We start from the raw sequence: 13,519 nt of genomic DNA on the forward strand, positions 1-13,519 counted from the left end.
TCGTTGTGGTATTCACTATAAACCGTCAAACGATTTACGTCAAACGTTAAACGAAACACCGGCGTGTCTCACTATTTCCAACACGTCAAACGTTTGATACAACACCTTGCCAAACCGGTTCGAATTGCCATGCGGCCCCCTCTGACGGGACATCGCCGTAAGGCAAACACCGGAGGTGTTTGTAGGCGATGTGTGAGCCGACAGGCGAGCTGATGCAAGGTCAGCCGTAGGCTGTCCGTGATTGCGGTCGGGCTGTCAGCCGCAGGCTGACTGGGGGAGAGAAGAAGAGCGGCCGCAGGTCGCGGGGGAATCGAATCGGCCTACGGCCGATGCCGTTTTTCGCGGCTGACGCCGCATGTCTCTCCCTCCGTCCGCCTTCGGCGGCCACCTCCCTCGTCAGAGGGAGGCAAGAAAACGGACATGCGCCATAAGCGCATGACGATTTCCTTGCGCCCCCTTCAGGGGGAGCTGCCGGCCTACGGCCGACTGAGGGGGCTGAGAGAGGGCCCTTACCCCTTCTTTACCGACTCCTTCTCAATCAGGGTGCAGTGGATCTTCGCCGGGATCTCCGCGTCGAGCGGCGGCATCGGTGCCGTCGTCTCCGGCCATTCGAGATCGTCGAGAGCGCGCTGCTCGATCATCGAGATCACCTTCGCGGCCGCCCAGTATCCCATTTCGAAATGCGGCAGCGCGACCGTCGTGAGCTGCGGCGAGAACGTCTCCGCGAACACGCGGTGGTTGTCGACGCCGACGACCGACACGTCGCGGCCGACGGTGAGACCGCGTCGGGCCGCGCACTCGTACACGTACCAGGCGCGCGCGTCGTTGAAGCAGAAGAACCCGTCCGGCCGCTCCCAGTCGAACAGGTCGGAGACGGCCTCCAACGCGGGGCCGTTGTTGAGCACGCTGATGATGAGACGGTCGTCGATCTTGCGCCCCGCCTCCTCCAACGCGGCGCGGTAGCCGGCGAGACGCCCCTCCTGCGCGATCATCGGCTCGGAGCATCCGACGTAGGCGATGCGTTCGCATCCCGCGTCGATGAGCCGTTTGGTCGCGTCGTAGCCGATCCGGTATTCGTCCGGTTCGACGCTGGGAATCATGCCGGCCGTATCAGTCGCGTCGACGAGCACGACCGGACTGTGCTTGAGGCGGTCCGGCAGGCCGGTCACGCGGTTCGACATCTTCGCGTAGAGGAAGCCGTCCGCACCGTAGCGTTGGAGGGCGTCGATCTCCTCGCCCTCGTCCATGCCGCCGTCCGTGCTGACGGTGATGAGCAGATACCCGAGCTGGCTGGCCGCCGACTGCGCGCCGAGGATCATGCCGCCGGCGTACGGGGTGGTGGCGACTTCCTCGCTGATGAAGCCGATCGTGCGCGTGCGGTTCGTGCGCAGGGAGCTCGCCATCGGATTGACCTGATAGCCGAGCTCGTCGGCGACCTCGCGCACATGCGCCGCGATCGCCGGTTTGACGCGCCCCGCGTCGCGGTGGTTCATCACCAACGACACCGTCGAAATGGATACCCCCGTACGCTTCGCGATCTCCTTCATCGTCACCATACGTCAAACGATACACCCATTGGTGCGGGGTAGGGGCTATTCGTCGGCTTCATGCTTTTCATTGGTGTCTGTATCCGTGTCATTCTTGGTGGCCCACCGTGCTCCTTCTGGTAATCCCTCCTTAGTGAGTGTTATAGAGTTTGGGAATTCCAGAATGTTTCCACGTGTAAACTGAGCTGCATCGCATAAAAAAGTTTTGTGTTGGAATATGAAATCAAAATCAGGATTTATGATAGGTCCTCGCTTTTCAATTTCAGCTTTTGTTTTTGTCGTCGCTCCGTTAAAGCGCACATTCATATTGAAGAATGTGTAGGCAAAATTTGCAATGAACTCGAAGTGTGTTCTTGTGAACATTGCTGTTTCGCTAAAGCGAGCTCCATAGAATTGCGCAGTGTTTCCAAAGGTTGTGTCATTGAAATAAGTGGTTTCGTAAAAATGTGCGCTGCTAAAAAGTGCTTTTGAATTTTCTTCGAAAGTGCTTTTGGTGAAATGTGACTCTCCATAAAAATGAGTAGATTGAAAATGCGCGTCAAATATGAATTTTGTGTAACTAAAATCAGCTTTCGTTCTAAAAACAGTGCTGTCAAACTGCGCGGTTGAGTTGAAACGCACATCATTGAAATAAGCGTCAGAATTGAAATTTGACTCACTAAACCATATGTCTTCATCGAATTGCGTTTGTGAAAATGCTACAGGCATATTGAAAGTTGACTCATCGAATCTTGCAGTTTTGCTGAAGGTTGTTTGCGTGAGATTGATTGTTTCTGTAAAGGTTGCTCCGTGGAGATCGAAATTGCAGTCGCACCAGAGTTGGTCATAGGGGAGTTGCTGCTCAACGGTGATTGTGCCGTCTTTGTCGTGGCGCTCTTTGAGGAGGTGGGTACGCATGACGGAGAAAATTGTGGATTCTACGGGGCGGTCGTCGAAGGTTGGTATTGGAATACCCGGTGTGATTGTCTTACCTGCTTCGTTACCGGAAACGGTATCGTTTCCCTTCGGCTCTGCTGCAGAATCCGTGTTGCTATCAGAAGTGATTGGCGTGCCGCGGTCGTTGGAGCGCAGGTAGCCGCAGAGGATGTCGACAACGCGTTGGCGATAGTCTCCGCGCTCACGGTCCGCGATTTCGGTCAACGCGTAGACGCCGGCGATTCGCACCGATGATTTCTCATTGCCCAACTGGTCGATGGCGTTCTTCATGCGCGCATTGATCTCATCGCGCTTGCTTCGCTGCCCATCCTGATATTTCATCACGAGGAATGCGACACCGCCGATGCCGCCGACGGTGGTCAATGCAATCTTCAGTACGTCGTACATAATGCCAGAAGAATTAGCGGTGTTACTGGAACTAGTCGTCGGTATGCGTGCGAACGGAACTTGCCCGGTCCATAGCCACACCAATCCGACCAACAGTGCTACTGCCAGAATCACCCAGACTGTGATGCTCGCGAACAGTGGCCATCCTCTGAGCCAATCCATGAACTTCTGTGCCGAAGCTTTCAGCCAAGGCCACCAGTTGGGGCAAAGCAGTGCCAAGGTGAGAAGCCCCAACAGAACCGCGGTCGTAATTGACCAATGACGTATCAAAAAGGCAATTGTCGTCGGCAGAATCGTTTTGATGGCATAACCGCCGAAGTGGACGCCGAGAAGGATGAGAAGAAAAATTACGGTTACTACCAGCGATACAATTCCAGAGACGGTACGTACCCTGATGCGTCGATTGGAACGAGGTTTGCTTTTGCCTTTCGCGGCATTCACCGCATCGGCATCCTGAGTCGTTGCCCCCGTCTTCTCCGGTGCTGCTGCCATAGCCTATTCCCTTCAACCGTGACGACCTCGTCGTGCCGTGCGTTGCGGCAGCCGGGCTTCTCCTGCCGCCGATTCCATGATATGCCCATGCGTGTTGTCCAGGCATTGCGGCGGAATCAGGAATGTGCATGGTTTCGATGGATACGTGTGCGGTTCGGAAGCGAACGTGTAGGATTCCGGGGCGAGCGTGCTTGGTTTTGAGGGAAACGTGTAGTTGGCGGAGCCGAACGTGCGCGGTGGGGGTCTGAAACCCCGGTGAATCCTGTTGCCCGCCAAATCGAAGTACCCTGGAATTCCGGGCTTTTCATCCCTGATATATTCCGCCATGAGCTTTGTCTTCAGCACCCCACTATGCAGGTTCGCGCCGAAAGCCTACAGGTTCGTTCCCGAATCATGCACGTTCGGACGGAAACCATGCACGTTCGCCTCCAAACCATGCAGGTATGTCATCAGACCGTGCAGGTTCGCCTCGCCGTGGGTGAAGATGCCGTTGATGTGCCGCCGCCCCCGTGCCGAGCCCACGGAATACGCCGTTACGATGGGCGCTATGAGAAGCTTTCTGATCGAATGGCTGGTGCTGACGATCGCGGCGGCGGTGATGGTGGTGCTGCTGCCCGGCATGACGACGGTGGGGGAGCCGCCGATCCTCGGCGTGGCCGCATTCTCCCTGTTCCTGGCGTTGATCAACGCGTCCGTCAAACCGGTGGTGCAGGCGATCGCCCTGCCGTTCACAATCCTCTCGTTCGGCGTGCTGTACCTGGTCATCAACTGGCTGTTCATGCGCCTCGCCTCGTGGCTCGCACTGGGCCTGTTCGGCGTCGGCGTCTATGTGCACGGCTTCTGGTGGGCGACGATCGGCTCGATCATCATGGCCGTCGTCTCCGCCATCGTCAACTCCATCATCGGCGACTGACGGGAAGCGGATGCGGTCGGTCGACCAGCCAATGGCCGGCCAGCCGACCGCACAGTCGCCCCGCGTCTACTCCCCGGCGCTGATGGCGCGCAGCACGTTGACCATCTCGATGGCGCCGAGCGCGCAGTCGAAGCCCTTGTTGCCGGCCTTCGTGCCGGCGCGTTCGATGGCCTGCTCGATGTTCTCGGTGGTGATCACGCCGAACAGCACGGGCACGTCCGAGTTCAGCGACACCTGGGCGATGCCCTTTGCGGTCTCGTTGCACACGAGGTCGTAGTGGGAGGTGCTGCCGCGGATGATCGCGCCGAGGCAGATCACCGCGTCGTAGCGTCCGGTGGACACCATGCGCTTGGCCGCGATCGGAATCTCGAACGATCCGGGCACCCACGCCACGTCCACGTCCTCGTCGGCCACGCCGTGGCGGCGCAGGCCGTCCTGCGCGCCGGACAGCAGCTTCGAGGTGATGAACTCGTTGAACCTCGCCGCCACGATGCCGATGCGGATCGGCTTGGCGGCGGAATCGTCACCGGCGGCGGAAGCGGCGCCGGCTACCAGTTGTCCTTCGAATACGGTCATTTCAGTTCTCCTTTGTCATGGTGGACAGGTTTGTCGTGGTCGCCATGTTCGTCGTGGTGGACAGATTCGTCATGCCCGACAGGGCTCCCAGCAGGTGCCCCATCCGGTGTTCCTTGGTGGACAGGTAGTTCGCGTCGTACGCGTTCGCGGGGATGACGATCGGCACGCGCGAGGCGATGGCGATCCCCGCCTGCTCCAGCTGGCCGATCTTGTCCGGGTTGTTGGTCATCAGGTCGACCGACGCGACGCCGAGGTCGCGCAGCATGGCCGCCGCGGTCTCGTATTCGCGCGCGTCGGCGGGGAATCCGAGTTCCAGGTTCGCGTCGAGCGTGTCGAACCCGCGCTCCTGCAGCTCGTAGGCGCGCAGCTTGTTGAGCAGCCCGATGCCCCGTCCCTCCTGGCTCAGGTACAGGATGACGCCGCGTCCCGCCTCGGCGACGCGCCGCATCGCCTCGCGCAGCTGCGGCCCGCAGTCGCAGCGCTGCGAGCCGAACACGTCGCCGGTCAGGCACTGCGAGTGGATGCGGCACAGGACGGGTTCGCCGGAGACGATGTCGTCGCCCATCACCAGCGCCACGTGCTCGCCGCCGTCGTCCGACTCGTAGCCGACCATCGTGAACCGCCCGTATTCGGTGGGCAGGTTCACGCGCGCCACGCGGCGCACCGTGTGCGGGAACGCGTGCGTGCGGCGGTAGTCCTGCAGCTGCGCGATGGTGATGTAGGCCAGTCCGTGCTCGGCGGCGAAGCGCTTGAGGTCGTCGCGCCGCATCATCGTGCCGTCGGCCTTCATCATCTCGCAGCACAGTCCGCACGGCTCGAGTCCGGCCAGCCGCGCCAGGTCGATGGTCGCCTCCGTGTGCCCGTTGCGTTCCAGCACGCCGCCGGGGCGCGCGACGAGCGGGAACATGTGTCCGGGGCGTCGGAAGTCCTGCGGCCGCGTGTCCGGGTCGACGCACGCCAGCGCGGTGAGCGAGCGGTCGCGCGCGCTGATGCCGGTGGAGGTGGTCACGTGGTCGATTGACACGGTGAACGCCGTGTGGTGGTTGTCCGTGTTCGCCGTGCACATCGGCGGCAGGTCGAGCCGCGTCGCCAGTTCCGGGCTCATCGGCGTGCAGATCAGGCCCCTGCCGTGCGTGGCCATGAACGCGATGTTGCTCGGCGTCGCGTGGCGGGCCGCGCAGATGAGGTCGCCTTCGTTCTCGCGGCTTTCGTCGTCCGCCACGACGACGATGCGCCCGGCCGCGATGTCCCGGATGGCGCGCGCCACCGGGTCGTCCGAGTTCATATGGTCCGTGCGCCGCGTCTGTTCCGTCATTTCCGTTTCCGTCCTTTACGTGTACGTGTATGTGGTTCTTCTCCGTGCGCTCGCCGCTCAGAATCCGTGCGCGGCGAGGAAGTCCGCCGTGATCGCGCCCGTTCCGGCGTCTCCGGCCGTTCCGGCCGTCACGCCGTCCGTGCCGCCGTCCGCCGGCATCTCCAGCAGTCGCGCCGTGTATTTCGCGATCGGGTCGGTTTCGAGGTTGACCACGTCGCCGATGCGGCGTTCGTCCAGCACCGTGTGCGCGGCGGTGTGCGGGATGATCGACACGCCGAACGAGTCACGTCCGGCGTGCGTCACCGTCAGGCTGATCCCTTCGACGGCGATCGATCCCTTCTCGGCGATGAACCGCATGAGCGCGTACGGCGCGCGGATCGTGTACACGACTGCGATGCCGTCGCGCGCGATCGACGTGATCACGCCGGTGCCGTCGATGTGCCCGGAGACGATGTGTCCCGAGAAGCGCCCGTCGGCGGGCATCGCGCGTTCCACGTCCACATGGTCGCTGCGGCGGAGCGAGCCGAGGGAGGAGCGTCGCAGCGTCTCGTGCATCACGTCGGCGGTGAACGTCGTGCCGCGCACGGACGTGACGGTCAGGCACACGCCGTTGACGGCGATGCTTTCGCCGATCGCCGTGCGGTCGGTCACCACCGTCGGCGAGTCGACGGACAGTCGCGCGAAGTCGGCGCCGTTCTCCAATCCGACGACCGTGCCGAGGTCCTCAACGATTCCGGTGAACATAGTCGACGCCTCCTTCGATGACGATGTCGTCGCCCACCGCGGCGACGGTGCGGTGCGTGAGGAGGAAGGCGTCGTCCGGCGCGCCGACGCCCGCGCCGCCCACCGGGCCGGGCGCGGTGCGGCCGCCGAACAGTTTCGGCGCGACGTAGGCGCTCACTTTGGTCACGACCTGGTCGCGCAGCGCGGACCAGGCGAGTTCGCCGCCGCCCTCGATCATCACGCTGTCGACGCCGCGCCCGCCGAGCGTTCCGACGATGGCGGCGACGTCGGCGTGCCCGTCGGCGTCGGCCGGTACGTGGAGGATCTCGCATCCCGCGTCGCGGTAGGCCTGCGCACGGGTTTCGTCGGTCGAGCAGGTGGCGATGATCGTGGGCGTCTCGCGCGCGGTGGCGACGACCGCCGCGTCGCGAGGTGTGCGCAAATCGGTGTCGCATATCACGCGGATTGGGTCATGACCGCCGTCGATGCGGCAGGTGAGTTGCGGGTCGTCGGCGATGACCGTGCCCACGCCCACCATGATCGAGGAGAACCGGCCGCGGTCCTCGTGCACGCGGCGGCGCGCGGCCTCGCCGGTGATCCAGCGCGACAGGCCCGATGCGGTGGCGATGCGGCCGTCGAGCGTCATCGCGTATTTGAGCATGACGAACGGCGTGCGCGTGGTGATGTAGTGCAGGAAGATTTCGTTGAGCGCGTCGCATTCCTCGCGCAGCACGCCCTGCGTGACCTCGATACCCGCGTCCGTGAGCCGGCGCACGCCTTTGCCGGCGACCAGCGGGTTCGGGTCGGGGGAGCCGACCACCACGCGGGCGATTCCGGCGTCGATGAGCGCCTGCGTGCACGGCGGCTGCTTGCCCGTGTGACAGCAGGGTTCCAACGTGACGTAGATCGTGGCGCCGCGCACGTCGACGCCGTCGCGTTTCGCCGCTTCGAGCGCGGCGCGTTCGGCGTGCCATCCGCCGAAATGGTCGTGATGTCCGGTGGCGATGATCGCGCCGTCGCGCGCGATGACCGTCCCCACCATCGGATTCGGGTTGACCTTGCCCGCTCCGAGTCGTGCGTGGCGCAATGCCACGGACATGAGGTCCCTATCGTCCATGAAATCCCCTTTCTTTGCGATAGGGCATGTCCAGGGTGCTTCATGATGGCGGTGGGGCCGTGCGCCGGTTTGGTTCCGGCTGCCCGGGCATCGGGCGAGACGCGCCATGTTTCGCGGCCCCGAAACGCGAACACCCTGGATTCCGTTCGAAATCCAAGGTGCTCGAGATGGGCCGCATGATGCGCATCGCCCGATGCGCGCACGCGACGGTATGCGGTCGCGCGCGCGGGCCGATGGTCCACGCCGCCGCAGCTTCTTTCATCCAGACTATGACTGTCGGTACCGGAATCTCACCGGTTCGGCATCGCGACCGTTGATCGCGATGCTCGCGGACTGAACCGCCGATCGGGAATTTCACCCTGCCCTGAAGATGCGTATTGAATTGTCGGTTCGACAGTATAGGGGACGGGCCGACGACGAGGGGGTGACGTCCACTTGATGGACGTCACCCCCTCCCATGAGCGGCCTTCCTATTGGGGCCTGACGGAACCGGCTCAATCCGGTCGAACGCCGATCAGGCGAGGCCGGAGAGCTTGTTGATGAGCTCCGGGTCGCGCGTCGCGCCCTTGTCGGCGGAGCGGGCGAAGGCGGCGTAGGCCTTGAGGGCCTGCGAGACCTTGCGGTCGCGGTGCGCCACGTAGCCGTCGCCGGCCTCGAGCTCGCGGCGGCGCTCCGCCAGCTGCTCGTCGGTCAGCTCGACGTTCACGGAACGGGCCTCGATGTCGATGTCGATGATGTCGCCGTTCTTGATGAGCGCCACTGGTCCCTTGTTCGCGGCCTCCGGGGCCATGTGGCCGATGGCCAGGCCCGAGGAGCCGCCGGAGTAACGGCCGTCGGTGAGCATGGCGACCTGCTTGCCGATGCCCTTGCCCTTGACGAAGGAGGTCGGGTACAGCATCTCCTGCATGCCCGGGCCACCCTTCGGGCCCTCGTAGCGGATGACCAGCGCCATGCCGGGCTTCAACGTGTCGTCGAGGATGACCTTTATGGCCTCCTCCTGGGATTCGACGACGAGCGCCGGTCCGCGGAACTTCCAGATCTCCTGCGGCACGCCGGCGGTCTTGACGACGCAGCCGTCGGGGGCGAGGTTGCCGCGCAGCACGGCGAGGCCGCCCTCGTGGATCTCCGGGTGGTCGATGTCGTGGATCGCGCCGTGCTCGCGGTCGGTGTCGAGCGAGTCGAACAGCGTCTCGTGCGTCCACGGTTCGGGGGAGATGATGTGGCCCGGCGCCGCGTGGTAGAGGGTCTTGGCCTCCTCGGTGCAGGTGTCGCGCATGATGTCCCAGTCGTCGAGCTTGGCCTCGAGCGACGGATAGTCGATGGAATGGACGTCCTTGTGCAGCTTGCCGGCGCGGTCGAGCTCGCCGAGGATGCCGCAGATGCCGCCGGCGCGGTGCACGTCGGAGATCTCCCACTTGCCGGACGGGGCGGCCTTGCAGATGCACGGCACGGTGTGCGAGATGCGCTCGATGTCGTCGAGCGTGAAGTCCACGTCCGCGGACTGGGCCATCGCGAGGATGTGCAGCACGGTGTTGGTGGAGCCGCCCATCGCGACGTCCATCGTCATCGCGTTCTCGAACGCGTGCTTGGTGGCGATGGAGCGAGGCAGCACGGAGTCGTCGGAATCCTTGTAGTACTGGTTCGCGATCTTGACGACCTGGCGGGCCGCCTTGCGGAACAGCTCCTTGCGGAAGCCGTGGGAGGCGAGGATCGTGCCGTTGCCGGGCAGGGCGAGGCCGATGGCCTCGGTCAGGCAGTTCATCGAATTGGCGGTGAACATGCCGGCGCAGGAGCCGCAGGTCGGGCAGACGGTCTTCTCGTAGTTGAGCAGGTCCTCCTCGGAGACGTTGTCGTCGGCGGAGGCGTACATCACGGAGATGAGGTCGGTGTTCTTCTTCACGGTGCCGTCGGCGAGGACGGTGGTGCCGGCCTCCATCGGGCCGCCGGAGACGAACACGGTCGGGATGTTGAGGCGCAGGGCGGCCATCAGCATGCCGGGGACGACCTTGTCGCAGTTCGGGATGCAGATCAGGGCGTCGGCGCAGTGCGCGTTGCACTGGTATTCGACGGTGTCCGCGATGATGTCGCGGGAGGGCAGGGAATAGAGCATGCCGGTGTGGCCCATCGCGATGCCGTCGTCGACGGCCATCGTGTTGAACTCGCGCGGGATGCCGCCCGCCTCCTTGATGGCCTCGGAGACGATGCGGCCGACCTTGTTGAGGTGGACGTGGCCGGGGAGGAACTCGTCGAAGGAGTTGGCGATGGCGATGATGGGCTTCTTGCCCATATCGTCGCCGCTGACGCCTGCGGCACGGTAGAGGGCGCGCGCGCCTGCGAAGACGCGGCCGGACATGAGTTTTGCGGATCGCATTTCGGTCATGATTCCATTCAAGTCCTTAATCGGGACACGCGTTTTGTCAAGAGTCAATATGTGGAATTCACGAGGATGTTACGTCGGTAACGCTCACGCCGCGTGCGTCGTCACCGCACCGTGAGCGGTTTTCGCGGTGCCGCGCTGATCCGTCGCCATGTGCGTCGGTGCCCACGCATATGAAAGACGGGGTTCCGGAATCATCCGGAACCCCGTCTTCTCTTCTCTCTCACACGGCAGTCGGCTCATGCCCGAGCCGACAAGTCAGTTTCAGCGGGCGATCTTCTGCGCGTCGTTGACGATGTCGGAGAGGACCTTGGTGTTGCCCATGGTGTTCTGGGCCATCGTGCTGGCACCGTACATGGCGAGACCGCGAATCATGGAATCCTTGAACGACATAATGTTTTCCTTTCAGGTTCGGTCATGGCGTTGGGCCGATGACCACGTTTGCAATTTTCGGTGTGCGACGCCCGTTTCTTGTTGTCTTGTTTGCGGTGACGTGCGTCGCGAAGTCTTATGCGTTATGCGCTTGTTCAGCGGCCGAGCTTGTTGGACTCGACGAGGTCGGAGAGGACCTTGGTGTTGCCCATGGAGTGCTGGGCCATCGCGTTGGCACCGTACATGGCGAGACCGCGAATCATGGAATCCTTGAACGACATGATAATTCCTTTCGTTGGTCAAAGCCCCTTGGTGGCTTTGCTTGTTTTTCTCGGCTTCGTTTGAAACCGGTTTCAGAATAGCGCGCCATCGTGACCTGCGCAAGGGGGAGTTTCGGATTCCGGCGTGTTGGACGATGATTCGCGAGCGCAATCGCCGCAGGTATCGAACCGGTTCGATGCAAACGTTGGCAATCACGGTGTCCGTGAATCGTTGGCATCATTGGGATTTGACATGCCGTCCATTCCGACGGCGCCGGCGTCGTCCGCCCGTCGCCGGCCGTCGGAACGGATTCCCGGATTCTCCGGCCCATCGGCGTGTCGCGCGGCCGATCGTCGCGATGCCGGGGGAGTCCCCGCACCTGTCTATACTTGTTGCGGTTGAGATAGATTTTCCATGGTTTGGAGCATGAATATGGCAGAAGAAACCGAGACCGAGACCACCGAGGTCAAGGGCAACGAGGAGTTCGGCACCAGCCCCACCCCCGACGGTCTGGCCAGCCCGACGATCGACGATCTCATGGAGCACGCGGACTCCAAGTACGCGCTGGCGATCTTCGCCGCCAAGCGCGCCCGTCAGATCAACTCCTACTTCACCCAGCTCAACGAGGGCCTGCTGCAGAACGTCGGCCCGCTCGTCGAGTACCAGAACAACGAGAAGCCGCTGTCCATCGCCTTCCGCGAGATCAACGAGGGCCTGCTCGAGGAGACCCTCGGCGAGGACGACCTGACCGAAGGCAACTGATCTTCCGACACACGCTTGCCCAGAAACGGCGTGTCGTGTAGAACTGGACGACAGGAGCGAACGACCTGAGGCTCGCGCCGACCATCATCCGATGGTTTGGTGCGGGCCTTTTTCGTAGCTGCGAAGCTGCGTCATGGCGCCAGGCGCCAATCCCGTGCGGTCCCGACAACAACAACCACAACGTATCATTGTGCCCTTGCCCCGCGTGCCGCGGAGCCGGGGCGATAAGTCCGAAAGAGGGATGATATGACCAACCAGGAGCGCAAGCTCATCTCCGCCGAATCCGTCACCGAAGGCCACCCGGACAAGGTGTGCGACCAGATCTCCGACGAGATTCTCGACGAACTGCTCCGCCAGGACCCGCAGTCCCACGTCGCCGTCGAAACCTCCGCCGCCACCGGCGTGTTCCTCGTGTTCGGCGAGGTGACCTCCGAAGGCTACGTCGACGTCCAGTCCAAGGTGCGCGAGACGCTGCGCCGCATCGGCTACACGTCCTCCGAAGTCGGCCTCGACGCCGACTCCTGCGGCGTGATCGTCGCCATCACCGGCCAGAGCGCCGAGATCAACCAGGGCGTCGCCCGTCTGAGCGGCGAGAAGGAGTCCGCCGCCAGCCGCGAGGAACGCTACGAGGCGCAGGGCGCCGGCGACCAGGGCGTGATGTTCGGCTACGCCACCGACGAGACCGACGTGCTCATGCCGCTGCCCATCTACCTCGCGCATCGTCTCGCCTACCGCCTGACCGAGGTGCGCAAGAGCGGCGAGGTGCCGCACCTGCGCCCGGACGGCAAGACGCAGGTCACCATCGAATACGACGAGAACGACCATCCGCTGCGCGTCGACACCGTGCTCATCTCCACCCAGCATGATCCGGAGGTCACGCAGGAATGGCTGCGCGACCAGCTGAAGGCGCATGTCATCGACCCGATCCTCGACGAGGTGCTCGGCTCCGACGTGGCGCATGACGACTACCGTCAGCTCGTCAACCCGACCGGCTCGTTCGTGCTCGGCGGTCCGGCCGCCGACGCGGGTCTCACCGGCCGCAAGATCATCGTCGACACGTACGGCGGCGCCGCCCACCACGGCGGTGGCGCGTTCAGCGGCAAGGACCCGTCCAAGGTGGACCGTTCCGCCGCCTACGCGACCCGCTGGGTGGCGAAGAACATCGTCGCCGCCGGCCTCGCGCACCGCGTCGAGGTCCAGGTCGCCTACGCGATCGGCGTGGCCGACCCGGTCTCCGTGAACGTCGAGACCTACGGTACCGAGGAGGGCGTGACCCGCGCCCAGATCGCCGCCGCCGTGCGCAAGGTGTTCGACCTGCGCCCCGCCGCGATCATCGACGAGCTCGACCTGAAGCGCCCGATCTACGCGAAGACCGCCGCCTACGGCCACTTCGGCCGCGTCGACGTCGACTTCCCGTGGGAGCGCACCGACAAGGTCGACGAGCTCAAGGCCGCCGTCGCCTCCCTCGCCTGACCACCCCATTTACCCCGCCCGCACTCCCATGGTGCGGTAAAACCCCCATGGTGCGGTAGGTGGAAACGGCTTGTTTCCGCGGTTTTACAAAACCTTCAAACCGCACCATGGGGTGAGGGGCGTGTGCGACACGCTTGGGCGATGAAGGGCCGGTACGTAGGGTTATAGGAACCAAACGTGGTGTTTTAGAAATCCCGGGCGTGGTGTGGATGCTGTCGCAGGATTTCCGTTGTCTTCCTTTCCTTTTGCATCCAGGCCGAAGCTCGAT

13 protein-coding genes and 2 riboswitches are annotated in these 13,519 nt (G+C 63.2%); of the genes, 3 read left to right on the plus strand and 10 right to left on the minus strand.

What is annotated here, in order from left to right; translation table 11 throughout:
- Positions 1-509 precede the first annotated feature (509 nt).
- The 3 genes from AC1AYD_RS03940 to AC1AYD_RS03950 form a co-directional block, all read right to left on the minus strand.
- Positions 510-1,556 (minus strand): LacI family DNA-binding transcriptional regulator, encoded by a 1,047-nt coding sequence (locus tag AC1AYD_RS03940; RefSeq protein WP_476502606.1) that lies wholly within the window; start codon positions 1,554-1,556, stop codon positions 510-512.
- Positions 1,557-1,592: 36 nt separating this feature from the next.
- On the minus strand, positions 1,593-3,362 hold the full coding sequence (locus tag AC1AYD_RS03945; protein ID WP_476502607.1) for a pentapeptide repeat-containing protein: 1,770 nt from the start codon (positions 3,360-3,362) through the stop codon (positions 1,593-1,595).
- 372 nt (positions 3,363-3,734) lie between these two features.
- Entirely contained in the window at positions 3,735-3,884 is a 150-nt protein-coding gene (locus AC1AYD_RS03950; protein ID WP_476502608.1) for a hypothetical protein, read from the minus strand.
- 25 nt (positions 3,885-3,909) lie between these two features.
- On the opposite strand from AC1AYD_RS03950, the gene AC1AYD_RS03955 reads away from it, so the two are divergent.
- Positions 3,910-4,275: a phage holin family protein gene (locus AC1AYD_RS03955; protein ID WP_476502609.1), complete on the plus strand. Its 366-nt coding sequence runs from the start codon at positions 3,910-3,912 to the stop codon at positions 4,273-4,275.
- Positions 4,276-4,341: 66 nt separating this feature from the next.
- Here the strand turns inward: AC1AYD_RS03955 and ribH are convergent, their stop codons facing one another.
- The 7 genes from ribH to AC1AYD_RS03990 form a co-directional block, all read right to left on the minus strand.
- On the minus strand, positions 4,342-4,851 hold the full coding sequence (ribH, locus tag AC1AYD_RS03960; protein ID WP_476502610.1) for a 6,7-dimethyl-8-ribityllumazine synthase: 510 nt from the start codon (positions 4,849-4,851) through the stop codon (positions 4,342-4,344).
- A 1-nt stretch (position 4,852) separates the two neighbouring features.
- The gene (locus AC1AYD_RS03965) at positions 4,853-6,166 is read right to left on the minus strand and encodes a bifunctional 3,4-dihydroxy-2-butanone-4-phosphate synthase/GTP cyclohydrolase II (RefSeq protein WP_476544689.1); all 1,314 of its coding nucleotides are present in this window, start codon (positions 6,164-6,166) and stop codon (positions 4,853-4,855) included.
- 57 nt (positions 6,167-6,223) lie between these two features.
- Positions 6,224-6,910, minus strand: coding sequence for a riboflavin synthase (locus tag AC1AYD_RS03970; RefSeq protein ID WP_476544690.1), 687 nt, complete (start codon positions 6,908-6,910; stop codon positions 6,224-6,226).
- Positions 6,891-8,006, minus strand: a complete 1,116-nt coding sequence (ribD, locus tag AC1AYD_RS03975; RefSeq protein ID WP_476544691.1) for a bifunctional diaminohydroxyphosphoribosylaminopyrimidine deaminase/5-amino-6-(5-phosphoribosylamino)uracil reductase RibD — start codon at positions 8,004-8,006, stop codon at positions 6,891-6,893. The genes AC1AYD_RS03970 and ribD overlap by 20 nt, the downstream gene beginning before the upstream one ends.
- Positions 8,007-8,252: 246 nt before the next feature.
- A riboswitch (FMN riboswitch) is annotated at positions 8,253-8,382 on the minus strand.
- 138 nt (positions 8,383-8,520) lie between these two features.
- Complete coding sequence (gene ilvD, locus AC1AYD_RS03980; protein ID WP_476531638.1) at positions 8,521-10,386, minus strand: dihydroxy-acid dehydratase; 1,866 nt, start codon at positions 10,384-10,386, stop codon at positions 8,521-8,523.
- 261 nt (positions 10,387-10,647) lie between these two features.
- Entirely contained in the window at positions 10,648-10,776 is a 129-nt protein-coding gene (locus AC1AYD_RS03985) for a hypothetical protein (protein WP_476502615.1), read from the minus strand.
- 134 nt (positions 10,777-10,910) lie between these two features.
- Positions 10,911-11,036 (minus strand): hypothetical protein, encoded by a 126-nt coding sequence (locus AC1AYD_RS03990; RefSeq protein ID WP_476502616.1) that lies wholly within the window; start codon positions 11,034-11,036, stop codon positions 10,911-10,913.
- 412 nt (positions 11,037-11,448) lie between these two features.
- Between AC1AYD_RS03990 and rpoZ the strand changes: the two genes are divergently transcribed.
- Both rpoZ and metK read left to right on the plus strand, forming a co-directional pair.
- Positions 11,449-11,778 carry a DNA-directed RNA polymerase subunit omega gene (gene rpoZ, locus AC1AYD_RS03995; protein WP_101622037.1) on the plus strand — a complete coding sequence of 110 codons (330 nt, stop codon included), beginning with the start codon at positions 11,449-11,451 and terminating at the stop codon, positions 11,776-11,778.
- Between the two features lie 181 nt (positions 11,779-11,959).
- A riboswitch (SAM riboswitch) is annotated at positions 11,960-12,029 on the plus strand.
- On the plus strand, positions 12,025-13,251 hold the full coding sequence (metK, locus tag AC1AYD_RS04000) for a methionine adenosyltransferase (RefSeq protein WP_476502617.1): 1,227 nt from the start codon (positions 12,025-12,027) through the stop codon (positions 13,249-13,251). (Overlaps the previous riboswitch by 5 nt.)
- Positions 13,252-13,519 lie beyond the last annotated feature (268 nt).

It is taken from the genome of Bifidobacterium sp. LH_426 (assembly GCF_056356875.1).

Bases quoted from the DNA above. Each gene is read 5' to 3' on its own strand.
- AC1AYD_RS03940 (WP_476502606.1), bottom strand. From the start codon at position 1,556: ATGGTGACGATGAAGGAGATCGCGAAGCGTACGGGGGTATCCATTTCG.
- AC1AYD_RS03945 (WP_476502607.1), bottom strand. From the start codon at position 3,362: ATGGCAGCAGCACCGGAGAAGACGGGGGCAACGACTCAGGATGCCGAT.
- AC1AYD_RS03955 (WP_476502609.1), top strand. From the start codon at position 3,910: ATGAGAAGCTTTCTGATCGAATGGCTGGTGCTGACGATCGCGGCGGCG.
- ribH (WP_476502610.1), bottom strand. From the start codon at position 4,851: ATGACCGTATTCGAAGGACAACTGGTAGCCGGCGCCGCTTCCGCCGCC.
- AC1AYD_RS03965 (WP_476544689.1), bottom strand. From the start codon at position 6,166: ATGACGGAACAGACGCGGCGCACGGACCATATGAACTCGGACGACCCG.
- AC1AYD_RS03970 (WP_476544690.1), bottom strand. From the start codon at position 6,910: ATGTTCACCGGAATCGTTGAGGACCTCGGCACGGTCGTCGGATTGGAG.
- ribD (WP_476544691.1), bottom strand. From the start codon at position 8,006: ATGGACGATAGGGACCTCATGTCCGTGGCATTGCGCCACGCACGACTC.
- ilvD (WP_476531638.1), bottom strand. From the start codon at position 10,386: ATGACCGAAATGCGATCCGCAAAACTCATGTCCGGCCGCGTCTTCGCA.
- AC1AYD_RS03985 (WP_476502615.1), bottom strand. From the start codon at position 10,776: ATGTCGTTCAAGGATTCCATGATTCGCGGTCTCGCCATGTACGGTGCC.
- AC1AYD_RS03990 (WP_476502616.1), bottom strand. From the start codon at position 11,036: ATGTCGTTCAAGGATTCCATGATTCGCGGTCTCGCCATGTACGGTGCC.
- rpoZ (WP_101622037.1), top strand. From the start codon at position 11,449: ATGGCAGAAGAAACCGAGACCGAGACCACCGAGGTCAAGGGCAACGAG.
- metK (WP_476502617.1), top strand. From the start codon at position 12,025: ATGACCAACCAGGAGCGCAAGCTCATCTCCGCCGAATCCGTCACCGAA.